At 63.8% G+C, this 22,957-nt stretch carries 18 protein-coding genes; 15 read left to right on the top strand and 3 right to left on the bottom strand.

The annotated features are described in order from the left end of the window. The first annotated feature begins 158 nt into the window (after positions 1–158). Positions 159–1,463, top strand: a complete 1,305-nt coding sequence (locus tag BOH68_RS04520) for a DEAD/DEAH box helicase (RefSeq protein WP_077372143.1) — start codon at positions 159–161, stop codon at positions 1,461–1,463. A 183-nt stretch (positions 1,464–1,646) separates the two neighbouring features. Then, on the top strand, positions 1,647–3,785 hold the full coding sequence (dinG, locus tag BOH68_RS04525; RefSeq protein WP_077372146.1) for an ATP-dependent DNA helicase DinG: 2,139 nt from the start codon (positions 1,647–1,649) through the stop codon (positions 3,783–3,785). A gap of 131 nt (positions 3,786–3,916) precedes the next feature. Here the strand turns inward: dinG and BOH68_RS04530 are convergent, their stop codons facing one another. Next, positions 3,917–5,005 (bottom strand): 3-deoxy-7-phosphoheptulonate synthase, encoded by a 1,089-nt coding sequence (locus BOH68_RS04530; protein WP_077372149.1) that lies wholly within the window; start codon positions 5,003–5,005, stop codon positions 3,917–3,919. A 529-nt stretch (positions 5,006–5,534) separates the two neighbouring features. Here BOH68_RS04530 and rpoE point away from each other — a divergent pair. Together rpoE and BOH68_RS04540 are read left to right on the top strand one after the other, a co-directional pair. Beyond that, positions 5,535–6,137 carry an RNA polymerase sigma factor RpoE gene (rpoE, locus tag BOH68_RS04535; protein WP_077372152.1) on the top strand — a complete coding sequence of 201 codons (603 nt, stop codon included), beginning with the start codon at positions 5,535–5,537 and terminating at the stop codon, positions 6,135–6,137. Between the two features lie 320 nt (positions 6,138–6,457). Then, a complete protein-coding gene (locus tag BOH68_RS04540) occupies positions 6,458–7,174 on the top strand; it encodes a sigma-E factor negative regulatory protein (RefSeq protein WP_077372155.1) in 717 nt (238 codons plus the stop codon). A gap of 186 nt (positions 7,175–7,360) precedes the next feature. Here the strand turns inward: BOH68_RS04540 and BOH68_RS04545 are convergent, their stop codons facing one another. Beyond that, positions 7,361–7,609 (bottom strand): VF530 family protein, encoded by a 249-nt coding sequence (locus tag BOH68_RS04545; RefSeq protein ID WP_077372158.1) that lies wholly within the window; start codon positions 7,607–7,609, stop codon positions 7,361–7,363. A 146-nt stretch (positions 7,610–7,755) separates the two neighbouring features. Here BOH68_RS04545 and BOH68_RS04550 point away from each other — a divergent pair, with 146 nt between their 5' ends. The 9 genes from BOH68_RS04550 to acpS all read left to right on the top strand — a co-directional run bounded on the left by BOH68_RS04550 (position 7,756) and on the right by acpS (position 17,120). After that, positions 7,756–8,226, top strand: coding sequence for a SoxR reducing system RseC family protein (locus BOH68_RS04550; protein ID WP_077372161.1), 471 nt, complete (start codon positions 7,756–7,758; stop codon positions 8,224–8,226). Positions 8,227–8,519: 293 nt separating this feature from the next. Then, positions 8,520–9,926, top strand: coding sequence for a DegQ family serine endoprotease (locus tag BOH68_RS04555; protein ID WP_065392616.1), 1,407 nt, complete (start codon positions 8,520–8,522; stop codon positions 9,924–9,926). Positions 9,927–10,202: 276 nt separating this feature from the next. After that, positions 10,203–12,023: a translation elongation factor 4 gene (gene lepA, locus BOH68_RS04560; protein ID WP_077372164.1), complete on the top strand. Its 1,821-nt coding sequence runs from the start codon at positions 10,203–10,205 to the stop codon at positions 12,021–12,023. Positions 12,024–12,077: 54 nt separating this feature from the next. Further along, positions 12,078–12,881 carry a signal peptidase I gene (gene lepB, locus BOH68_RS04565; protein WP_077372167.1) on the top strand — a complete coding sequence of 268 codons (804 nt, stop codon included), beginning with the start codon at positions 12,078–12,080 and terminating at the stop codon, positions 12,879–12,881. A gap of 343 nt (positions 12,882–13,224) precedes the next feature. After that, entirely contained in the window at positions 13,225–13,917 is a 693-nt protein-coding gene (rnc, locus tag BOH68_RS04570; RefSeq protein WP_077372170.1) for a ribonuclease III, read from the top strand. Between the two features lie 92 nt (positions 13,918–14,009). Further along, positions 14,010–14,954, top strand: a complete 945-nt coding sequence (era, locus tag BOH68_RS04575) for a GTPase Era (protein ID WP_077373161.1) — start codon at positions 14,010–14,012, stop codon at positions 14,952–14,954. A 147-nt stretch (positions 14,955–15,101) separates the two neighbouring features. Then, the gene (gene recO / locus BOH68_RS04580; RefSeq protein ID WP_077372173.1) at positions 15,102–15,818 is read left to right on the top strand and encodes a DNA repair protein RecO; all 717 of its coding nucleotides are present in this window, start codon (positions 15,102–15,104) and stop codon (positions 15,816–15,818) included. Positions 15,819–15,921: 103 nt separating this feature from the next. Then, positions 15,922–16,746 (top strand): pyridoxine 5'-phosphate synthase, encoded by an 825-nt coding sequence (gene pdxJ / locus BOH68_RS04585; protein WP_077372176.1) that lies wholly within the window; start codon positions 15,922–15,924, stop codon positions 16,744–16,746. After that, complete coding sequence (gene acpS, locus BOH68_RS04590; RefSeq protein ID WP_077372179.1) at positions 16,743–17,120, top strand: holo-ACP synthase; 378 nt, start codon at positions 16,743–16,745, stop codon at positions 17,118–17,120. Before pdxJ ends, acpS begins: the two co-directional genes overlap by 4 nt. A gap of 180 nt (positions 17,121–17,300) precedes the next feature. Here acpS and BOH68_RS04595 read toward each other — a convergent pair whose 3' ends face one another. Next, entirely contained in the window at positions 17,301–20,282 is a 2,982-nt protein-coding gene (locus tag BOH68_RS04595) for a response regulator (protein WP_077372182.1), read from the bottom strand. 340 nt (positions 20,283–20,622) lie between these two features. Here BOH68_RS04595 and cysM point away from each other — a divergent pair, with 340 nt between their 5' ends. Together cysM and rlmD are read left to right on the top strand one after the other, a co-directional pair. Beyond that, a complete protein-coding gene (gene cysM / locus BOH68_RS04600; protein WP_077372185.1) occupies positions 20,623–21,552 on the top strand; it encodes a cysteine synthase CysM in 930 nt (309 codons plus the stop codon). Then, positions 21,552–22,955, top strand: coding sequence for a 23S rRNA (uracil(1939)-C(5))-methyltransferase RlmD (gene rlmD, locus BOH68_RS04605; protein WP_077372188.1), 1,404 nt, complete (start codon positions 21,552–21,554; stop codon positions 22,953–22,955). The genes cysM and rlmD overlap by 1 nt, the downstream gene beginning before the upstream one ends. Positions 22,956–22,957: the final 2 nt, after the last annotated feature.

Here is a 22,957-nt window from a genome sequence, read left to right on the forward strand (position 1 = left end):
GGCGCATGCAGCCCGAGACGACCGCTTGTCACAAGCGGGTCAGGCGAACCAGGTGAGACCACTGGGCATGACGAACCATCCGGGTGTGGCCTGTCGTGGCGAGATTCCGAGAGCGGCCCGCGCCTGTCGCATATGAACCCTTGAAAAGAACGGATTACATGAGCGAGACGGATCAGACCCAGCCAGCCGCTGAGCAGACTCAGCAAGAGCCGCAGGACCCGAACCAGAAGCCCAGAAAGCCCAAGCGTCGTCGCCGCAAGCCGCGTCGCTCCCAGTCCAAGTGGAACCTTGATCAGTTCCAGGTCGCGCCGGTCGCCGGTCAGTGGCGCTTCCACGATTTCGATCTGCCGCTGCCGTTGATGCGTGCCATCCAGAAGGCCGGTTTCGAATACTGCACCCCGATCCAGACCCAGACCTTCGAGAAGGCGCTGCTGGGCGGTGACGTGGTCGGGCGCGCCCAGACCGGCAGCGGCAAGACGGCTGCCTTCCTGATCGCCACGCTCGCCTACTTCCTGGAAGAGAAGGCGCCGGAAGGTCAGAAGCCGGGTGCCCCGCGTGCCGTGATCATCGCGCCGACCCGTGAGCTGGCGCTGCAGATCGAGAAGGATGCCAAGGCATTCTCCGAATTCGCGCGCATCTCCGTGGCCTGCGTGGTCGGCGGGATGGACTACCAGAAGCAGCGTGAGCGTCTCGAGCGCAAGGTCGACCTGCTGGTCGCCACGCCGGGCCGCCTGCTGGACTTCCATACCAAGCGCGATGTCGATCTCTCCGAGACCGAAGTGCTGGTGGTCGACGAGGCCGACCGCATGCTGTCGATGGGCTTCATCCCGGACGTCAAGCGCATCATCCGCGCCACGCCGCGTGCCGAGGAGCGCCAGACACTGCTGTTCTCCGCCGAGCTGTCCTCCGACGTGCTGGGCCTGGCAGAGCAGTGGACGCATGAGGCCGCTCAGGTGGCGGTGGAGCATGAAGCCGCGGCTGCCATCCCGGCAGACAACGCGGGCGTGCAGGCCTATACCGTCAGCGACGACGACAAGCTGCGTCTGCTGGTCAAGCTTGTCGAGCAGGACGCGCTGGAGCGCGTGGTGGTATTCGGCAATACCCGTGCGCTGGTGCGTCGCATCGATGCCGCTCTGCGCGAGGCAGGCATCGAGGTGGCGCTGATGTCGGGTGCCGAGACCCAGACGGCACGTCTCGAGGCGCAGGACGCCTTCCGCAACGGCAAGCTCAAGGTGCTGGTGGTCAGTGACGTGGCCGGGCGGGGACTGCCGCTGGAAGATGCCACCCATGCCATCAACTTCACGCTGCCGGAGGTGCCGGAAGATTACGTGCATCGTGCCAGCTTCAGTGACGTGAGCCTGATCAGCTTCATCGGCGAGGAGGATGTGTTCTCCCTGCCGGAGATCGAGGAGTACATCCAGGAAACGCTGCCCCGCGAGCAACCGCCACAGGGCATGCTGTGACGCGAGGGTGATACCCCGCTCATGCTGGCTGTCTGGCCTGGATGACCGATGCCACTCATCAGGGCATGGCTCGGCAGCGCAGTCAGAAGACAGCAAGTGATGGACGGCGAACAGCTCAGGCTGTTCGCCGTCTTGCGCTAGGGCACCGCACGGCGGTCAGCTCGGCACAAGGAGAGACACGCAATGCTGGAAGACAGTCTCAAGGGCGAGATCCAGACCGCCTATCGCAAGCTGCTTGAGGGGCTTGAGCTGACGCCGCGCTATGGGCAGCGGCTGATGATCGCCGAGATTGCACGCACCCTGGGCAACATCGAGCAGAATCCGGAAGGGTATCGCCTCGGCAACGAGCACGTCTGCGTGCTGGAGGCCGGTACCGGTACCGGCAAGACGCTCGCCTACCTGCTCTCCGCGCTGCCGGTGGCCAAGGCACGCGACAAGCGGCTGGTGGTCTCCACCGCCACCATCGCGTTGCAGGAGCAGGTCATGCATCAGGACCTGCCGGCGCTCAAGAAGCATTCGGGGCTGACCTTCGACTATGCGCTGGCCAAGGGGCGGCGGCGCTATCTGTGCGTACAGAAGCTGGATCAGGCGCTGGAAGGCGTCGAGGACAACCCGACCATGGCGCTGTTCGAGCGCGACATGATCGCCAGCGATGGTGGCAGCTTCGTGGAGCTGGCCGGCAAGATGGCCGAGGACTATGCCAGCGGCGAGTGGGCCGGGGACCGCGACAGCTGGCCGCTGCAGGTCGAGGATCGCGACTGGGCGCGGCTGACCACGGACCACCGCCAGTGCACCAATCGCCGCTGCAGCCACTTCTCGGCGTGCGCCTTCTTCCGTGCCCGCCGTCAGCTGGAGCAGGCCGACATCATCGTCGCCAACCATGATCTGGTGCTGGCGGATCTCTCGCTGGGCGGCGGGCTGGTGCTGCCCTCACCCAGTGACTGCATCTACGTCTTCGATGAGGCGCATCACCTGCCGGACAAGGCGCTGGACCACTTCCACCACCGCACGCCGATCAATCAGACGCTGCGCTGGTTGGGCAATCTCAAGAAGTCGCTCACCGAGCTGAACGCGGCGCTGGGCAGTCAGCCGACCATCGGGCGCCTGCTGGCGCGCATGCCGGAGTTGCTGGCCGACATCGAGCCGCGGTTGGGCGAGGTGTTCGGGTTGGGCCACCAGCTGGCTGACCTGCCGGAGGGGGCGGGCGATGATGCCACCAATCATCGTTTCGAGCGCGGCCAGGCACCGGAGGCGCTCAAGGAGTTGGGGCACAATCTGCTCAAGGGCTTCGCGGAGCTGTCACGGGCGCTGGAGCAGATCGCCGATATCCTGCGCGAGAGTCTGGACCCGGAGAAGGCGACAGGCCTGCCCAAGGAGAATGCCGAGGACTGGTTGCCGCTGGTGGCCCTGTTGCATGGACGTGCGCTGGAAGCCCATGCGCTGTGGGAGGCCATCGGCCTGAGCGACCCCGCGGATGGCCCGCCGCATGCGCGCTGGCTGACCTTCGAGCGCTTCAATGGCGAACCGGAGATGACCGTCTCGGCCAGCCCCGTCTCGGCGGCGGAGACCCTGGCGCGCCACCTGTGGGGGGCCTGTTTCGGCGCGGTACTGACGTCCGCGACCCTGACGGCGCTCAACCGCTTCGAACGCCTGCAGGAGCGCGCTGGTCTGGCCAATCGCTATCGCTATCAGCGACTGCCCAGCCCGTTCGATTATGGCAAGGCGGTGCTGGCCATCCCGCGCGAGGCGGTAGAACCGTCGCCGCCCGGCCCGCATGAGCAGGCGATCGTCGATTTCGTCAATGCGCTGGATGTGCGCGAGGCGGTGCTGGTGCTGTTCAGTTCGCGCAAGCAGCTGGCGGCGGTCAACAAGGCGCTGGACAACGAGACCCGCAAGCGGGTGCTGGCCCAGAGTCGCCTGCCCAAGCACGAGCTGCTCAGTCAGCACCGCAAGGCGGTGGATGGTGGTCGCGGCAGCATCATCTTCGGCCTGGCGAGCTTCGCCGAGGGGATCGATCTGCCCGGCAAGTACCTGACCCATGTGGTGATCACGCGGCTGCCGTTCGCGGTGCCGGATGACCCGGTCGGTGCGACGCTTGCAGAGTGGATCGAGTCGCGAGGCGGCAATCCGTTCATGCGCATCGCGGTGCCCGATGTGTCCATCAAGCTGGTGCAGGCCTGCGGACGCCTGATCCGCAAGGAGGCCGATGAAGGGCGCATCACGATTCTGGATCGGCGCATCCTGACCAAGCGTTACGGTCAGCAGCTGATCGAGGCATTGCCGCCCTTCGTGCGCGAGATTGACGGCGTACGTCAGAACTGATCCGCAAGCCCTGATCTGCAAGTGCTGATTCGCAAGTACTGATTCGCAAGTACTGATTCGCAGGTACTGAGTGGCCACAAAAAAGCCCCGCCGATCGGCGGGGCTTTTTCTGTCTGCCTGTCCGGTGCGTATCAGGCTTCGGCGGACTGCTCGAGACGGGCGCGCAGGGCGTCCTTGAGCTTGGTGTCCATGGTCTTGAAGGTCTCTTCGGTGGTCGCCCAGTCGATGCAGGCATCGGTGATGGAAACGCCATATTCCATCTTGCTGCGGTCGGCATTGATCTTCTGGGCGCCCCAGTTGATGTGCGATTCGACCATCAGGCCCATGATGGAGCGGTTGCCCTCGAGAATCTGCTGAGTGACGTTTTCCAGCACCAGCGGCTGCAGGCCCGGGTCCTTGTTGGAGTTGGCGTGGGAGCAGTCGACCATCAGGTTGGCGGTGACGCCGGCCTTGGCCAGTTCCTGCTCGGCCAGGGCGACACTGACGCTGTCATAGTTCGGCTTGCCGTTGCCGCCCCGCAGCACGACGTGGCCGTAGGCGTTGCCGCGGGTGCGGATGATCGCGACCTGACCGGCCTGATTGATGCCCAGGAAGTTGTGGCCGTGGGAGACGGACTGCAGGGCGTTGACGGCGACATCCAGCGAGCCGTCGGTGCCGTTCTTGAAGCCGACCGGGCATGAGAGGCCAGACGCCATCTCGCGGTGAGTCTGGGATTCGGTGGTGCGCGCGCCGATGGCGGACCAGCTGATGCAGTCCTGCAGGTACTGCGGGGAGATCGGGTCCAGCGCTTCGGTGGCCAGCGGCAGGCCCATCTCGGCCAGTTCGACCAGCAGGCCGCGGGCGATGTGCAGGCCTTCCTCGATCTCGAAGGAATCGTTGAGGTGCGGGTCGTTGATCAATCCCTTCCAGCCGACCGTGGTGCGCGGCTTCTCGAAGTAGACGCGCATCACGATGTAGAGGCTGTCCTTGACCTCTTCCGCGAGCACCTTCAGGCGGCGAGCATAGTCGCGGGCGGCGTCCAGGTCATGGATGGAGCAGGGGCCGACCACCACCAGCAGGCGCGGATCTTCGCCGTCCAGAATGCGCTGGATGGTGCGACGGCCTTCGATGACGGTCTGCTCGGCCTTGTCGGTCAGCGGGATGTCCTGCTTGAGCGCCTGCGGAGTGATCAGTACATCCTGGGACAGGACGTTGAGGTTGTTGACGTGCTGTTCTGACATGACGGTGTCCTGAGCGTTGTTCGGTCCGCAATCGTGAGCGCAGATCCTGGCAGAGGCTGTCCCCCTGCCGTGAGTGGAGTCGTGAATGGCTCCATGGTATCTGCTGCTTTGACGCTTGTCAGCGGCTTTGGCGCAATATAAATCACCTGTCAAGGTAAATGGAGGGTTCAGGAGCGAGTGTCATGCCTGGTCATGAGTCAGTCGTAAAGTAATCGTTACACTTGAGCGAGTCAGCGTCGCCAAACACGGTCATCTCAGGCGTGGGCATGGAAAACCTGTGGCTTTGGCCACCACGTGTCTTGCCGTGCAAATGATAAACAGGAACACTGTGCGTTGATTTTGGTCGCCCGAACGGGTGCAAGGTAGCCAGTGTGCTGTTCGAATTGCGCGACGCATCCATGAGCATGAATGTCAAAGGGGCCGGATTCCATATGCGCGAGTCGCGATTTCCATCAGGTACTGATGCCCCGGGGACGTCTTTGCGAGTCGTCTCTAGCGGTGCCTCCACTCCCGCGGAGGGAGCGAGTGAATGAGTGTCAATGAGACAGATCAGCAGCTGGTCGAGCGCGCCCAGAAAGGGGATAACCGCGCCTTCGATCTGCTGGTCAACAAGTATCAACACAAGATTCTCGGCCTGATCAGCCGTTATGTGCATGATCATGCCGAAGTCCAGGATGTCGCCCAGGAAGCTTTCATCAAGGCCTATCGCGCCTTGCCCAATTTCCGGGCGGAGAGCGCCTTCTATACCTGGATGTATCGCATCGCCATCAATACCGCCAAGAATCATCTGGTCTCGCGGGGGCGGCGTCCCCCGGGGACGGATCTGGACATCGGGGATGCCGAGGTGCTGGATCAGTCCGGACGTCTGGCGGATGTCGAGACACCGGAAGCGGCCATGGCGCGTGACGAGCTGGAGAAGGTGGTGTTCGATGCCATCGAGAAATTGCCGGAAGACCTGCGCACCGCCATCACGCTGCGCGAGTTCGACGGTCTGTCCTATGAGGATATCGCCGAGGTGATGCAGTGCCCGGTGGGGACCGTTCGCTCACGCATCTTCCGTGCTCGCGAATCGGTGGACAAGGCCATCCAGGGGCTGCTCAGTCCTGCTGCAGCTGGGGCGGTAGCTGACTGAGAGGGGCACTGTTGAGGACGGCGTCTGGCGGTCGAGCAGGACCGACAGGCAGGTATCTGTCTCCGATGGTCTACATCCTTGTCTGTCGAGAAAACTCATAAAAAACAATGGCTTGTTCAGATAGTGCATGAAAAGTGAATGTTTTCTGAATGAATCGCGGAACGAACTGGCGCGCGCGTGATCATAGTGTGCAGATTGCCGGTTCGTTCAGTCGGGCCGCCAAGAGTCATGCAGCGAGCCAGTCGTGTCATGACGCCATTCGTTGTCTGAAATGCAGGTTGTGCCCCGTGATGGCCTGTCGAGTGTGAGGGTATTTACGCATGAATCTTAAGACCACCGAATCCGTGAAGGAGTCGCTGTCCGCGCTGATGGATGCGGAGGGTGACGAGCTGGATCTGCGACGTGTCCTCAAGGGGCTCGACGAATCGCCTGAGGCGGCAGACACCTGGCGTCGCTATCATCTTGCGCGCAGCGTCATGCACCGCGAGCGCGAGAGCAGCTTCACCATGGATATCTCGGCGGCCGTGAGTGCCGAGGTCGAGATGATCTCCCGTGAAGCGCCGGTTGCCGAACCCGTGGCCGAGCGCCGCAGCCTCTTCTCCTTCGCAGGCTCTGCCGCGATCGCGGCGGGTGTCGCGGTGATGGTGATCACCGGTGTGCAGGTCTTCAATGGCACTGACACCGGCGTGCCGAGCCTCAACGGCTCAGGCGCGGAGCTGGCCAGCGGGGCTTCAGGTCTGCAGGGTGGCGCGGTGCATCAGGTCAGCCAGCCGTCCGTGAATGCCGAAGCTTCCCAGTGGGCACAACCGAGTGCTGCAGGCGGCTTGATGCAGGTCGGCGTGACGGCTTCTCCGTCGCGTCCCATGTTCATGGCCCCGCAGAATGGCGGTTATGACTCCGGCATGTCGTCCAGCAACGTCGCGGCGGCGGATCTTGCCCAGCGTCGACTTCTTGAAGCGTACCTGAGCAAGTCGTCCGAGCGTGGCCCCGTGCCGGAGCGCAGCGAATGGATCAGCCTGCAGGATGTCGCCCAGTAACCTTCGCGGGATGACTGGCCTGCGATGGCGTCGTTGCCAGGGTAGGTGAAAGCAGCAAGTGGCGACAGGAAAAGAGGGGCAGCCAATGGCTGCCCCTCTTTTTGCGTCTGCATATCCTGGTTGCGCCCGCATATCCTGGTCGCGTCCGGCCAGCGCCGTCACCTGGCGGTGTGGCCACTCTCCGCCTCAGTCATGTAGATAGCGATCTGCCGTCTGGATGTAGAGCGCCTCGACCTTGGCGCGTGCCCAGGGCGTGCGTCGCAGGAACTTGAGGCTGGAGTTGATGCTGGGGTCACTCAGGAAGCAATTGATGGGGATCAGTTCGCCCAGCGTCTCGAATCCGTAATGGTCGACCAGCCAGGTCAGCAACGCCTTGAGGGTGACCCCATGCAGGGGGTCGAGACGCGAGGTGGAGGGTGGCGGTACTTCGCTCATGAGAGTTCCTGTGCGGACATGGGTGTCATCCCGGTCGCCCGGGATGATGGGCAATGACGGCGGGGTGAGGTGAAGCGTCCCCCTGAAAGGCGTTATTCTACCCGTATGTGCTGCCGGCAGGTGGCGAGATTTCAGGAGTCGGCAAGATGATGCAGGAAGAAGGGCAGGTCACCGGTCATGGCAGGGAAGGGGTGTGGGTCGAGACCCAGCGCCGCTCCACCTGCGGAGCCTGCAAGGCTCGCAGCAGTTGCGGGAGCGGGCTGTTGAGCCAGTTCTCGCGCCGCAAGGCACACCGCGTGCTGATTCATGTGCCGCTTGGCGAGGCGTGGCCGATGGTCGGCGAACGGGTCGTGATCGGTATCGACGAATCCGCCTTCCTGCGCAGTGCCGGACTGCTGTATGGCCTGCCGCTGATGAGTGGCATGCTCGGCGGTATCGTGGCCGAGCAGCTGGCAGGCGCAGGGGCTCTGGTGGTGCCGCTGGGCTTTGCGCTCTCGCTGGCGGCGGGGCTGGGCGTGGTGCGCTGGCATGCCGCGCGTCCTGAGCAGCAGGCGCTGTATCGTCCCCGCCTGCTGCGTCGCCTGGGGGTGGACTCGCTGGCCATCAAGGCCGTCTGACATGCAGGTCGCCTTGTGTCTGACCGCCCGTCTGGCGGCTCTTGCGCTCGGCTGACAGCTGCTCGCGCGCGTGAGCGGCGGTGGTCGACCCTCGCCCGTCCCCGAGAATGCCTGCTGCATGTCGTCTGTCGCTTTCATGCGACCTGATGTTGCGTCGAGCGCGGTATCATTCGCTGAACTTCAACGCCGTCTTGGCGTCAATGAATGGGACGTCGCCTGCGACGTCAGCATGCTGGATGGCAAGTGACAGCGTGCCTCATAACAAGTGACAGGACGTACCAGGAGTCGCATCGATGAAATCGCTTTCTCGCCTGATGGCGCCCGCGTTGGCCATGGCTGCCCTGATGGGTGCCCAGATGGCCCAGGCGCGTGAACTTCCCGATTTTACCCAGCTGGTCAAGGATTCGGCGCCTGCCGTGGTCAACATCGCGACCACCACCGAGATCAAACGTACCTCGGGCCCGGTGTTCCGTGGCCCGGATGGCCAGGAGATGCCGGAGTTCTTCAAGCACTTCTTCGGTGATCAGTTCCCCGGTCAGGGGCGTGGGGGGATCGAGAAGCGCTCCAGTCTCGGTTCCGGCTTCATCATCTCCGACGATGGCTACATCATGACCAACGCCCACGTCGTGGATGGTGCCGACGAGGTGATGGTGCGCCTGAATGACCGTCGGGAGCTGAAGGCTCAGGTGGTCGGCGAGGACAAGAAGACCGATATCGCGCTGCTCAAGGTCAAGGCGGATGATCTGCCCACTCTGCCGATGGGCGACAGTGACGCCCTGGAAGTCGGTCAGTGGGTGGCGGCCATCGGCTCGCCGTTCGGCTTCGATCACTCCGTCACGGCGGGGATCGTCAGTGCCATCGATCGCACGCTGCCCTCGGATGCCTATGTGCCCTTCATCCAGACGGATGTCGCGATCAACCCGGGCAACTCCGGGGGGCCGCTGTTTGATCTCGAGGGAGACGTGGTCGGAATCAACTCCCAGATCTACACCCGCTCCGGTGGCTTCATGGGGGTGAGCTTCGCGATTCCCATCAATGTGGCGATGGATGTGGCCGACAAGCTCAAGACCGATGGTCGCGTCGATCGTGGCTGGCTGGGGGTCGTCATCCAGCCGGTGTCCAAGGATCTGGCCGAATCCTTCGGGCTGGACCGGGCGCGTGGCGCGCTGATCGCCGATCTTGACCCGGATGGCCCGGCCGCAGCGTCCGGCCTCAAGGCGGGCGACATCATCATGGCGGTCGATGGCGATGAGGTGGAAACCTCCGCCAACCTGCCGCGCATGGTCGGTGCCAGCTCGCCGGGGGATTCGCTCAAGCTTTCCATCCTGCGAGATGGCAAGCATCAGACCCTGCAGGCCAAGGTAGGTCACTGGCCGGGCAGCGATCAGGACAAGATTGCCGCTGCCAGCAATGACAAGCAAGGCCTGGGCATTGCCGTGACCGAGCTTGGCAAGGCGGCGCTGGCAGACATGAACCTCGACAATGGCGTCAAGGTGCTGGAGGTCGACCCACAGGGCGTGGCGGCAGAGGCGGGCATCACTGCCGGCGATGTGCTGGTCGAGCTCAATCAGCAGCCGTTGACCAGCGTGCAGTCGCTGCGTGACGTGGTGGCCAAGCTGCCGGCGGATCGCCCGGTCTCGCTGCGCCTGGTGCGCAACGGTCGCCCGCTGTACATCGCTCTGCGCATGCGCGATGAATGACGCGGACGCCAGCAAGGGAGGCGAGTGACGACGGGGCGCACGGGCGACTGTGCGCCCCGTCTGCATTCAGGGGCGAGCCCCTTCTCGCGGGGCTCGCAAGCATGAGGATTGCCCTGTGGCTGCCGTTCGAACGGCTGGGTGAGAGAGGTGCAAAAGGTAACGCCTTCTATCATCGCCTCAAGTCGGACTGTACAATGCGTGCAATTCGATTTCCGTCGTCTCCCGTGTTGGCCGTGTGATTTCACGGAGACGGGCACAAATACAGAGCAGTGATCCATGACCGAACGCGTAACGCCGCCGTCCTTGAAGCATATCCGCAACTTCTCAATCATCGCCCACATCGACCACGGCAAGTCCACACTGGCTGACCGCATCATTCAGCTGTGCGAAGGCTTGAGTGACCGTGAGCTCAAGGAGCAGGTGCTTGACTCGATGGACATCGAGCGTGAGCGCGGCATCACCATCAAGGCCCAGTCGGTGACCCTCGACTACCACGCCGATGATGGCAATACCTATCAGCTGAACTTCATCGATACCCCGGGCCACGTCGACTTCTCCTATGAAGTCTCGCGCTCGCTGTATGCCTGTGAAGGGGCGCTGCTGGTGGTGGATGCCGGTCAGGGCGTCGAAGCCCAGTCGGTGGCCAATTGCTACACCGCCATCGAGCAGGGCCTCGAGGTGCTGCCGGTCCTCAACAAGATGGATCTGCCGCAGGCGGACCCGGAGAAGGTCTCCCAGGAGATCGAGGAGATCATCGGTCTGGACGCGACGGATGCCTGTCAGGTGTCGGCCAAGTCCGGCATGGGCATGGAAGCGCTGCTCGAGCGTCTGGTGCGTGACATTCCGCCGCCCAAGGGCGATCCGGAAGCGCCGCTGCAGGCGTTGATCATCGACTCCTGGTTCGACAACTACCTCGGCGTCGTCTCGCTGGTACGTATCTTCGACGGCACCCTGAAGAAGGGTGAGAAGATCCGCCTGAAGTCCACCGGCCGCGACTGGGAAACCGGCGCGATCGGTATCTTCACGCCCAAGCGCAAGGAAACCGGTGTGCTGCGTGCCGGCGAGGTGGGCTTCATCGTCGCCGGCATCAAGGACATCATGGGCGCGCCGGTGGGTGACACCATCGTGCACACCAAGACGGCCGACAAGGTCGAGCGTCTGCCGGGCTTCCAGAAGGTCAAGCCGCAGGTCTACGCCGGCATGTTCCCGATCAGCTCCGATGACTACGAGGACTTCCGTGACGCGCTGCAGAAACTGGCGCTCAACGATGCCTCGCTGGATTACGAGCCGGAGAACTCCGACGCACTGGGCTTCGGCTTCCGCGTCGGCTTCCTGGGCACCCTGCACATGGAGATCATCCAGGAGCGTCTGGAGCGCGAGTACAATCTCGACCTGCTGACGACTGCGCCGACGGTGATCTACGAGGTGCTGATGGACAACGGCGACGTGCTGCCGGTGTCCAACCCCTCGAAGCTTCCGGACATGGCCAACGTCGATGAACTGCGTGAGCCGATCTGCCGCGCCACCATCCTCGTGCCACAGGAATACGTCGGCAACGTCATCACCGAGTGCGTCAATCGTCGCGGCGTCCAGCTCGACATGCAGTTCCTGGGCAGCCAGATCCAGCTGGTCTACGAGCTGCCGATGGCCGAGGTCGTGATGGACTTCTTCGATCGCCTCAAGTCCATCTCCAAGGGCTATGCCTCTCTGGATTACAGCTTCGAGCGTTTCGAGGCGGCCAAGCTGGTACGTCTGGACGTGCTGATCAATGGCGATCGCGTCGATGCGCTGGCGGCCATCATCCACCGCGACCATGCTCACGGCCGTGGCCGACTGCTGGTCGAGAAGATGAAGGAACTGATTCCGCGTCAGATGTTCGACGTGGCGATCCAGGCGGCCGTCGGTGGCCAGGTCGTGGCACGCTCCACCGTGAAGGCGCTGCGCAAGAACGTGACCGCCAAGTGCTACGGCGGCGACGTCAGCCGCAAGAAGAAGCTGCTCGAGAAGCAGAAAGCGGGCAAGAAGCGCATGAAGCAGGTCGGCCGGGTGGAAATTCCCCAGGACGCCTTCCTTGCCGTGCTCAAGATGAACGACTGATGCAGGCCGCCGGCTGGCGGCCTGCCCCAAGACCCAGGGCAGACAGGGATGACGATGGATTTCTCGCTAGTATTGGTGATTGCCGTAGCGGTAGCCGGCGTGGTGTGGCTGATAGACCTGATTGCCCTGCGCGGTGCGCGCAAGGCGCGTCTGGCCAAGGCCGAGGCATCCGTCGAAGGGGAGCTGGACAGTGGTACGCGTGAGAAGCTGACGCGGGACCCGTGGCTGGTGGACTATGCCAAGTCGTTCTTTCCGGTACTGTTGCTGGTGCTGGTAGTGCGCTCATTCGCCTATGAGCCGTTCCAGATTCCCTCCGGCTCGATGCTGCCGACGCTCAAGATCGGCGACTTCATCCTGGTCAACAAGTATGACTATGGCCTGCGCCTGCCGGTGGTCGACACCAAGGTGCTGGAGGTCGGCGAGCCTGAGCGTGGTGACGTGATGGTGTTCCGTTTCCCGGAGGACCCGTCCACCAACTTCATCAAGCGCGTCGTCGGTCTGCCCGGTGACACCATTCGCTATGAGGGCAAGCAGCTCTACGTGAATGGTCAGGCGGTCAGCAAGACGCTCAATGCGCGCAACGTCAGTGAGCAGCCCGGCGAGAGTCTGCTGGATGAGACACTGGGGAAACACGCCCATCAAATCTACAATAACCCTCAGGACCCCGGCCCGCAGATGCGCGAGATCCGGGTGCCTGAAGGGCAGTACTTCGTGATGGGTGACAACCGCGACCATTCCAACGACAGCCGCTACTGGGGCTTCGTGCCGGAAGAGAACATCGTCGGCAAGGCGGTCGCGGTGTGGATGCACTGGAAGGACGGATTCCCGGACTTTTCCTCGGTACGCCTGATTCATTGATCAGTGCATTGACCGGGCCGCCGAGAGGCGGCCCGGTCGTGTCTGGCAGCGCCGCCCGGCGGCGTGCCAGTACCGCAAGGACGGATCTTTCGACATGGGACGATGCGTCGTGCCTGCCATGTCAACCTGCTGTTCATCATGTCGGACCCGAGGCCACGAGCCTGCGGGCAGCGCGGCTGACGAATATCGGATTGGGATGGTGGCGATCGGCAACTCCTCAAGCCGTGTAGGCTTCGGGCATCGCGAAGCATGTCGATGACGACAGGCATCAGCCGTCAAGACTGATGCACCATTCGACAGGACGCCTGCGGGCGTCAGCGACAAAAAGAGAGTAGGGAGACCTGTGAGTAGCCCGCTGAATGCCTTTGTAAAGCGTATCGGCCACACCTTCGAGGATGCCAGTCTGTTGGAACTGGCATTGACCCATCGAAGCTATGGTGGCCAGAACAATGAGCGGCTCGAGTTTCTTGGCGATTCCATCGTCAACTTCGTGATCGCCGAAGCGCTGTTCCTGCGCTTCCCCCAGGCCCGTGAGGGCCAGCTGTCACGCCTGCGTGCGCGTCTGGTCAAGGGCCAGACCCTGGCGGAGCTTGCCCGTGAGTTCAAGCTGGGCGAGAACCTGCGCCTGGGCTCCGGCGAGATGAAGAGCGGCGGTCATCGTCGCGAATCCATCCTGGCCGATGCCGTGGAAGCCGTGATCGGTGCCATCTATCTGGATGCTGGCATGCAGGTCGTGCGTGAACACGTGCTGCGCTGGTACGACAGCCGTCTTGAGGCGTTGAACCTTCAGGACACCCAGAAAGATCCCAAGACACGTCTGCAGGAATTCCTGCAATCGCGTCAGGCGGCCCTGCCGCGCTATGAGGTGACCAGCGTCGAAGGCGAAGCGCATTCGCAGACCTTCAGCGTCGATTGCCACGTCGAGATGATCGACACCAAGACCACAGGCGTCGGCTCCAGCCGTCGCCATGCTGAACAGCAGGCGGCCGAGTTCGCGCTGCAACTGCTCGAACCTGCCCGCGGAGGCCGCTCATGAGCCATACCCCAGAAGACAACGTCACCCCGAGCGGCGACGCCCCTGATGCCTCTACCGAGACGCACACCGGCAACGCCGATGCCCTCGAGGGCATGCTGGCGGCCGCCGGTGTCAGCGATCAGCCGCTGCCGGATACCCGCTGTGGCTTCGTCGCCATCGTCGGGCGCCCCAATGTCGGCAAGTCGACGCTGATGAACCACATCCTGGGACAGAAGGTCTCGATCACCTCGCGTCGTCCGCAAACCACACGTCACCAGGTGATGGGCATCCACACCGAGGACGGCACCCAGTGCGTCTTCGTCGATACCCCGGGGATCCACATCATGCAGCGCGATCGCAACAAGGCGATCAACCGCTTCATGAACCAGACCGCCACCCAGGCGCTGCGCGATGTGGACGCCGTGGTGTTCATCGTCGACCGCACCCGCTGGATGGAAGAAGACCAGATCGTGCTCGAGAAGCTGGCCCACGTGAAGGCGCCGGTGATTCTCGTCGTCAACAAGATCGACTGGCTGAAGGACAAGACCACTCTGGCTCCCTGGCTCCAGAGTCTGCAGGAGCGTCGTGACTTCGCGGCCATCATCCCGATGTCGGCCAAGAATGGCACCAACATCGACCTGCTGCTCGAGAACGTGATGGGGCGTCTGCCGCACGGCGAGCACATGTTCGCGGATGATCAGATCACCAACAAGAGCTCACGTTTCCTGGCCTCCGAGCTGGTGCGCGAGAAGGTGATGCGTCAGCTGGGTGACGAACTGCCGTACCAGATGACCGTCGAGATCGAGGAATTCAAGACCGATCAGCGCGGCACGCTGCACATCAGCGCGCTGATGATGGTCGAGCGTCAGGGCCAGAAGAAGATCCTGATCGGCGAGAACGGCGAGCGCATCAAGAACATCGGTCGCGAAGCGCGTCTCGAGATGGAGCGTGCCTTCGATGCCAAGGTGATGCTCAACCTGTGGGTCAAGGTCAAGCGTGGCTGGTCGGATGACGAGCGCGCCCTGAAAAGCCTGGGTTACACCCACGACAAGGACTGATGCTCCCCGCCCCCGTGGCGCGGCAGGCAAGACGACTGCCGCGCCACGGGTGGCCTCATCAGCCGAGCATCGCCTGATGCTCGGCGTTCGCCTCTGCCGGATGCCATCTTCCCTGTCCGCAAGCCCTCTCTGTCGTGAGCCTGTCCGATGACGCCGCAACCGGCCTTCCTGCTGCATCGCAAGCCGTATCGTGAAACCAGTGCCATCATCGAGTTGTTGACCCTCGAGCATGGTCGGGTGCGCGCGGTGGCACGCGGTGTCCAGCGTCCGGGCAGCAAGTCGCGGGCGCGACTGCAGCCGTTCACTCCCCTGCACGTCACCTGGCGCGGGGAAAGCGATCTCAAGACGCTCAACCTGATGGAGACCGGCGGCAGCGCCAGTCTGCTGGCGGGGGAAGGGCTTCTGTGTGGCTTCTATGCCAATGAGCTATTGACGCGCACCTTGCCGGTGGAAATGCCGGTACCGGAGCTGTTCGCCCTCTATTCGCTGACCCTGGATGACGTGGCGCTGCCTGCTCGTCGCGCCCCGGCACTCAGGCGACTGGAATACACCCTGCTGGAAGCCCTTGAGCAATTGCCGCAGTTTCGTACGTTGGAGGATGCCCCTCTGATGCCCGACGTGCGCTACGACTATGTCGCCAGCGAGCGGCGTTTTCGCGCCCAACCCGAGGGGGCGGCAGGTATCGAGGGGCGTGCCTTGAAGCTGCTGGCCAGTGAGGACTGGGGGCACGCCGGCCTGTCGCGCGAGAGTCTATGGCTGGCGCGGCGCGCCCTGGCGCCATTGCTGGGAGAGCGTCCGCTGCGCTCGCGTGAACTGATGCGTCAGCTGACCGCCCGGCGACGTGAAAGTCGTCAGACAGGATGATGCGGGCCTTGCCTGCAGGTCGTATCCTGTCGTCATGCAAGCTGTCTTCGTCATGGCACCTGTTGCCATGCCTATTTTCCATCTCCATCGCTAGGAGCTGATCATGCACCCGCTGCGTATCCTGCTCGGGGTCAATATTGACCACATCGCCACTCTGCGCCAGGCGCGTGGCACCCGTTATCCGGACCCGGTCCAGGCCGCGCTGGTCGCGGAGGAAGCCGGCGCCGATGGCATCACCGTGCACCTGCGTGAAGACCGTCGCCATATCCAGGAGCGCGACGTGCGTCTTCTGGCCGAGGTGCTCAATACGCGCATGAATCTCGAGATGGCCGTCAGTGACGAGATGCTGGCGCTGGCCGAGGAAGTGCGTCCGGCCAATGTCTGCCTGGTGCCGGAGAAGCGCGAGGAACTGACCACCGAGGGTGGTCTGGATGTCGCCGGGGATCTGGAACGCATCCGCGCGGCCTGTGAGCGTCTCGCGGCGGCGGGCTGTGAAGTCTCGCTGTTCATCGACCCGGAGCCTGAGCAGATTCGGGCCGCCTTCGAGGCCGGGGCGCCAGTCGTCGAGCTTCACACCGGTGCCTACGCGGATGCCAGCGGTGAAGCGGCGCGTGTCGAATTCGAGCGCATCGCGGCCGCAGCCGAGCTCGCCAACGAGCTGGGCCTGATCGTCAATGCCGGGCATGGTCTCAACTATCACAACGTCGAGGCCATCGCGGGCATCTCGGGGCTGAACGAGTTGAACATCGGCCATGCGATCATCGCGCGCGCCATGTTCGTTGGCCTCAAGGAGGCCGTCATCGAGATGAAGCGTCTGTGCATCGCAGGCCAGGAAGCGGGCCTGATGGCAGCGCTGGATGCACACGACCATGACCATGAGCACGATGAGGATCATGAGCACGTGCAAGGGTCAGGCTGCTGCGGATGATCGTCGGGATAGGCACGGACATCGCGCGAATCGAGCGTTTCGAGGCCGGCATGGCACGCCACGGAGAGCGCTTCGCTCGGCGTCTGCTCGGAGCGCAGGAGCTGGCACGCTTCGCGGATCACCCCCAGCCGGCGGCTTTTCTGGCCAAGCGTTTCGCGGCCAAGGAAGCCTTCGTCAAGGCGCTGGGGACCGGGCTGCGTCAGGGCATGCGTTTCACCCAGATCCAGGTGGTGAACGATGCGTTGGGCAAGCCGTCCTTCGTGCTGTCAGATGAGGCGGAAGCGCTGACGGCACGTGCCGGGATTCGTCATCTGCATCTGTCGATCAGTGATGAGCGTGATCAGGCCATCGCCTTCGTGGTGCTGGAGCGCTGAGCATCCGCTGACCGCTGACAAGTGCTGGACATGACAACGCCACCCTCGCCTCGCGGCCAGGGTGGCGTTGTCGTTGTCGTTGTCGGCAGTGGGATGGTGAGGAGGGGGCGGAAAAGGCAAGAGAAAAAGGGGTGGCGAAGAGCGGGTGCCGTCATCAGTGCTCTCGACCAGCGCTCTCGCTCAGCGCTCGCGGTCCGAGGCGTCGGGGCGCGATTCTGCCAGGAGCAAGGTGGCTTCCTCGCTCTGTGCCCACTGGGCAAGGCTTGCGATGGCATCGAACAGCGCGGCGACGTCGTCCTCCAGCTGATCCAGGCCACTGACGCGCAGGCGTGTCTCCAGCGCCTCGACCAGCAGTGCCAGGCGCGGCACGCCACAGTAGCGGCAGGCGCCATTCAGATAGTGCACTCCATCGAGCATGGCCTCGCCATCCTGTACCGCCCAGGCCCTGCGGATGGTGACCTCACTCTCCGGCAGGCTCTTGATCAGCAGTCCTAGCATCTCCAGGGCCAGCGCCTTGCGCCCGCCGGCCATCTCGATGCCCAGTGCCATGTCGACGATGGGCAGTTCGCCATCCTGCTCGCTCAGTCCCTCGAACGCGGCGGGCATGGGAGGTGCACCCTCGGGGCGCTTGCCACGCTCGATACTGCCCGCGTCAGTGGCACTGGAGAAAGGGGAGAAGGCGGGGGCCGTGTCGTGTGGCGGGGTCTTCGGCACGCTGAGCGTGATGCCAAGGTGACGGCTCAGCATGTTGGCCAGCAGGTGCTCGTCGACCGGCTTGATGAGGTAGTCATCCATGCCCTCGGCCAGCAGCTCCCGGCGCTCGTGTGCCAGGGCGTGCGCGGTCAACGCGATGACGGGAAGGTGCTCATGGCGCATGCGCTGTTGATGGCGCAGAGCCTTGGTGGCTTCCAGGCCGTTCATGCCCGGCATCTGGATATCCATCAGTACCGCATCCACCGGCTGCTGCTGTGCCAGGGCCAACGCTTCCTCGCCACTCTGGGCGGCCAGGGTATCCAGCCCCATGTCGGTGAGCAGTTCCTCGGCCAGCAGGCGATTGGAGGGGTTGTCATCGACGACCATCACGCACTTGCGCGTCATGTTCGGCGTCTCCGCAGGCGTGGCAGCCTGAGGCAGCCCGTCAGGCATGGGGGAGGCAGGCGGCGCCTCGGGGGCCCGCGGCGATGCCGGCGAGCGCTCCGGGAGCGGAGCGGAAAGATCAGGCGTCAGCCGCCCGGCCGTGGTGCCATCCTCCAGCGGCGTGAAGGCCGGCAGCTCCTGGAGGCGTGGTGTGTCACGCCGCGGTGAATGCAGCAGGTTGGCCAGCTTGTGGCGCATCTGCAGGCGTGTGACCGGCTTGCTGAGCAGTTCGTCGATCCCGTATTGCTGCAGGTCCTCGATATTGGCCGGCAGTGGTGCATTCAGCAGACACAGCACGCGACACGGCAGATGCTTGAGGCGCTGACTCCATTCCTCCAGCCGCTTCAGGTCACGGCTTTCCAGGGCGACTACCACGAGATCAGGCTGCTCCTCGATGCCGACGAGGTCCAGCGACCAGCGCGAGAGCAGGTAGCTCAGGGCGCGGCGCGTGGCCGGGTGTGGCTCGATGAGACAGATGCGCTGATGATCGAAGACGATCTCGCGCGGGCGCTCCTCGATGCTGCTGACGGCCACCGGCACGCTGAACAGGAAGGTGGAGCCATGTCCGGGCAGGCTTTCGACCTGGATCTCGCCACCCATCTGTTCCACCAGGCGTTTCGAGATCATCAGGCCCAGACCGGTGCCGCCGAACTGGCGGGCGCGGGACGGGTCACCCTGGGAGAAGGCCTGGAACAGGCGGTTGCGTTGCGCACTGTCCATGCCGATGCCGGTATCGGCCACGGCAATCTTCAGGCGGGTACTGCTGCCGGAAAGATCATCCACCATCACGCGGACGATGACTTCGCCCTGCTCGGTGAACTTGACCGCATTGGCCACCAGATTGGTGACCACCTGCTTGATGCGCAGCGGGTCACCCTCGAAGCGTTGTGGCACGTCATCGTAGACCAGCCCCAGCAGGTGCAGATGCTTGCGATGCGCCTCCGGGGCGTGCATCGCCAGCACTTCCTCGATGAGCGGCTCGATGTCCATCTGGACCTTCTCGAGCTCGAGCTTGCCGGCCTCGATCTTGGAGAAGTCCAGGATGTCATTGATCAATGACATCAGCGAGGAGGAGGCGTTCTGCATGTGGCCCAGCCAGTCGCGCTGGCGGTTGTCCAGGTCACTGCGCCCCAGCAGGTTGCTGAAGCCGATGATGCCATTGAGCGGCGTGCGGATCTCATGGCTCATGTTGGCGAGGAATTCCGACTTGATGCGGTTGGCTTCCAGCGCCTTGCGGCGTGCCATGTCCAGTTCGATGTTCTTGATCTCGACGGTTTCCATCGACTCGTGCAGGTCACGCGTCGTCTGGTCGATCTGGTCCTGCATGTCTTCCCGCGCGCGCTTGAGCTGCTCGACGCTGAGATTGTAGTGCTCGGCCAGCTCGCTCATGTCGTCATTCCCCTGCACCGGCAGACGCTGGTGAGTCTCGCCGCGCGCGAGGCGGGTCATGGCTTCGCCAAGGTCATGGAAGGGCTGCAGCATGCGACGTGAGGCATGGTAGGCGAACAGCAGCAGTGCCAGTCCGAAGACCAGATTGGCCAGCCCATAGCCGACCAGCAGCTGATAGCGGTGCAGCACGATACGGGTATCGGAGGCCTCGAGAATCAGCCAGGAGATGCGGTCTCCGCGTCGTGCCTCCCGCCATGGGTCGATCACCGGTGTCACCAGCACCAGCGCGTCGGGGGCTTGCGGGTAGGCGTCGCTTTCCAGCAGCGAGCTTGTCTGTGGACGTTGGCTCGGCCCCATGTGAAGCAGGGTGCCACCCTCGGGGGTGCGCAGCGTCAACCCTCGCACGTCGCGTTGATCGATGAGCATCTGTGCCAGTTCATGCAGACGCTGGTCGTCGGCTTCCAGGGCGGCATTGGCAAGCCCGGGCATGATCGCCTGCACACTGGCCTGCAGACGCTGCATCATGGCGGTGCGTTCACGACTGATCTCACGATCCACCACATAGAGGCTGAACAGCAGGCTCGTGGCAAGCGGCAGCAGAAGCAACGCGAGCTGAAAGCGGGTTCTAAGCAGCATGGCAGTCCATCGCGACGGGGCAGCGAGCCAGAGACTCGGATGCCGCAGGAAGAGGAAAACAGGGTTGCAGCGCCGCACCTTCCGGAGGTGACGTGTCCGAGGGCCTGCGTGCAAGGCCCGCACAGCCGCTAGCGGCGAGCGGCGTGCGAAAGCCAGGCTCAAGCATACCTTCCAGACTGCAGTGATGCGATGGTTCGCGCCCTGACAGGGAGGTGGCGGGAGCGATATACTGCGCACATCTTCTACACCCCCGACGTGGCCCCGATTGTCTCAGGTCTCGATGCTGCCTCCTGACGGTCAGCATCGGAGTATCCGGGCGCGTCCTTGGAGTCTGCCCCTCATGTCTCATGTCAGTGACCCCGCGGATCTTGCCGCGACTGAATTCCCCAGTCTTGCCGATGTCGTCGGCAATACGCCGTTGGTACGCCTGACGCGTATCACCGCCGGTCGCAACAACGTCTTGCTGGCCAAGCTGGAAGGCCACAATCCCGCGGGTTCCGTGAAGGATCGTCCGGCGCTTTCGATGTTCAATGAAGCCGAGGCTCGCGGCGAGATCCAGCCCGGTGACACCCTGGTGGAAGCCACCTCCGGCAACACCGGCATCGCGCTGGCGATGGTCGCGGCCATCAAGGGCTACCGCATGGTGCTGGTGATGCCCTCCACTGCCTCCAGCGAGCGCAAGCAGGCCATGGGCGCGTATGGCGCGACGCTGATCGAGGCAGACAACATGGAGCACGCGCGGGACATCGCCGATGGGATGATCGCGCGTGGCGAGGGCAAGGCCCTTGATCAGTTCGCCAATCAGGACAATCCCCTGGCGCACTACCGCACCACCGGACCGGAACTCTGGCAACAGACTCAGGGACGCATCACGCATTTCGTCTCCTCCATGGGCACGACCGGCACCATCATGGGTACCTCGCGCTATCTCAAGGAGCAGAATCCCGCCATCGAGATCGTGGGACTGCAACCGGCGGACGGCGCCAGCATCGCCGGCATCCGTCGTTGGCCCGAGGCCTATCTGCCGCGCATCTTCGATGCCTCGCGCATCGACCGCACCCTGGATATCGCTCAGCGGGACGCCGAAGTCTGCATGCGCCGTCTGGCGCGTGAGGAAGGCATCCTGGCGGGCGTATCCTCCGGCGGCGCCCTGGCAGGGGCGCTCACGGTGGCGGAGCAGGTCGAGAACGCGGTGATCGTGTTCATCGTCTGTGACCGTGGCGACCGCTATCTGTCGACCGGCCTCTACACCCACGGAGATGACCTCTGATGGCACTGCTCGGACAGAAACGCCCAGCGCGCAAACCGACGCGTCGTGAGAAGGAAGTGGCCAGTCGCGAGACGCGCAACGTCAGTGATGCCGACAGCCAATGGCTGACGGTGGAACGTCTGGCGCATGATGGGCGAGGCGTCGCGCATGACGAGAACGGCAAGACCCAGTTCATCGACCAGGCCTTGCCCGGTGAGCGGGTCACGCTGGCCATCCACCGTACCCACAAGCGCTTCAACGAGGCGCATGTGCGCTCGCGGGACAATGCTGCCGAGAGTCGCGTGACGCCGCCGTGTGCACACTTCGGCACCTGTGGTGGTTGTGATCTCCAGCACATGGCATTGCCGGCCCAGCGCACCCACAAGGTGCAGGTGCTCAGTGAGCATGCACAGCGCAATGGCGTGGCGCTGGCGGATATCCAGCCACTGGGCGAGGACGAGCATCGTTATCGTCGGCGTGCACGCCTCGGGGTGCGCGTCACGGACAGCGGCGAGATCCAGCTGGGCTTCCGCGGCCGTGGCAGCAATCAGCTGGTGGATATCCAGAGCTGCAGCGTGCTGGTGCCGGCGCTGGATCGACTGATCACGCCGCTGCGCGAGCTGATCAATACGCTGGAAGCGCCCAAGCGTCTGGGGCATCTGGAGCTGACGGCCGCGGATGACCAGGTCATCCTGGTGATTCGACAGCTCAAGGCCGTGCCGCGTGATGCCGAGCGCTGGCAGGCCTTTGCCGAACAGCATGGGCTGGTGGTCGGCTGGCGAGTCGGGCGTGATCCGGTGGTGCTGGGATGGCTGGCCGGCACGCCGGACGCCGCCTACTCCGTGCGCGTCGGCGAGCGGACACTGCGTCTCGCCTTCTCGCCGGGTGACTTCGTGCAGGTCAATGCCGCGCTCAATCAGCGCCTGGTGGATACGGCGCTGGACTGGCTGGGCGACGTCAGTGGCCTTGCGGTCATGGACCTCTACGCCGGAGTCGGCAATCTCACGCTGGCCGTGGCGGCAGCGGGGGCCGCGAAGGTAACCGGCATCGAAGGCAGCCAGGGCATGGTGGATCAGCTGATCGCCAATGCCGAGCACAACGCGCTGCCCCAGGTGAGCGCTCGACGCGCCGACCTCAGTCGTGCGCTGCCATCACTCGAGGGTATCGACCTTCTGGTACTGGACCCGCCGCGCGATGGCGCTCAGCCTCTATGCGATGAGCTGGCACGTCACCTGCATGCCGGGAAGGTCTCCCATGCACCCGCACGGGTGCTGTACATCGCCTGTGACCCGACCACGTTGATGCGTGACGTGAAGATGCTCACCGACGCCGGCTATCGTGTCACGCGTGCGCTGATGGCGGACATGTTCGTTCACACGGCACATCTGGAATCGATGCTGCTGCTGGAGCGGATGGAAGACTGAGA

It is taken from the genome of Cobetia sp. MM1IDA2H-1 (assembly GCF_002916775.2).
In the GTDB taxonomy this organism is placed as follows: Bacteria; Pseudomonadota; Gammaproteobacteria; order Pseudomonadales; family Halomonadaceae; genus Cobetia; species Cobetia marina.

Bases quoted from the DNA above. Each gene is read 5' to 3' on its own strand.
- era (WP_077373161.1), top strand. From the start codon at position 14,010: ATGCTGGCGGCCGCCGGTGTCAGCGATCAGCCGCTGCCGGATACCCGC.
- cysM (WP_077372185.1), top strand. From the start codon at position 20,623: ATGTCTCATGTCAGTGACCCCGCGGATCTTGCCGCGACTGAATTCCCC.
- rlmD (WP_077372188.1), top strand. From the start codon at position 21,552: ATGGCACTGCTCGGACAGAAACGCCCAGCGCGCAAACCGACGCGTCGT.
- dinG (WP_077372146.1), top strand. From the start codon at position 1,647: ATGCTGGAAGACAGTCTCAAGGGCGAGATCCAGACCGCCTATCGCAAG.
- BOH68_RS04555 (WP_065392616.1), top strand. From the start codon at position 8,520: ATGAAATCGCTTTCTCGCCTGATGGCGCCCGCGTTGGCCATGGCTGCC.
- pdxJ (WP_077372176.1), top strand. From the start codon at position 15,922: ATGCACCCGCTGCGTATCCTGCTCGGGGTCAATATTGACCACATCGCC.
- BOH68_RS04540 (WP_077372155.1), top strand. From the start codon at position 6,458: ATGAATCTTAAGACCACCGAATCCGTGAAGGAGTCGCTGTCCGCGCTG.
- recO (WP_077372173.1), top strand. From the start codon at position 15,102: ATGACGCCGCAACCGGCCTTCCTGCTGCATCGCAAGCCGTATCGTGAA.
- rpoE (WP_077372152.1), top strand. From the start codon at position 5,535: ATGAGTGTCAATGAGACAGATCAGCAGCTGGTCGAGCGCGCCCAGAAA.
- BOH68_RS04520 (WP_077372143.1), top strand. From the start codon at position 159: ATGAGCGAGACGGATCAGACCCAGCCAGCCGCTGAGCAGACTCAGCAA.
- lepA (WP_077372164.1), top strand. From the start codon at position 10,203: ATGACCGAACGCGTAACGCCGCCGTCCTTGAAGCATATCCGCAACTTC.
- BOH68_RS04550 (WP_077372161.1), top strand. From the start codon at position 7,756: ATGATGCAGGAAGAAGGGCAGGTCACCGGTCATGGCAGGGAAGGGGTG.
- BOH68_RS04530 (WP_077372149.1), bottom strand. From the start codon at position 5,005: ATGTCAGAACAGCACGTCAACAACCTCAACGTCCTGTCCCAGGATGTA.
- BOH68_RS04595 (WP_077372182.1), bottom strand. From the start codon at position 20,282: ATGCTGCTTAGAACCCGCTTTCAGCTCGCGTTGCTTCTGCTGCCGCTT.
- BOH68_RS04545 (WP_077372158.1), bottom strand. From the start codon at position 7,609: ATGAGCGAAGTACCGCCACCCTCCACCTCGCGTCTCGACCCCCTGCAT.
- lepB (WP_077372167.1), top strand. From the start codon at position 12,078: ATGGATTTCTCGCTAGTATTGGTGATTGCCGTAGCGGTAGCCGGCGTG.
- acpS (WP_077372179.1), top strand. From the start codon at position 16,743: ATGATCGTCGGGATAGGCACGGACATCGCGCGAATCGAGCGTTTCGAG.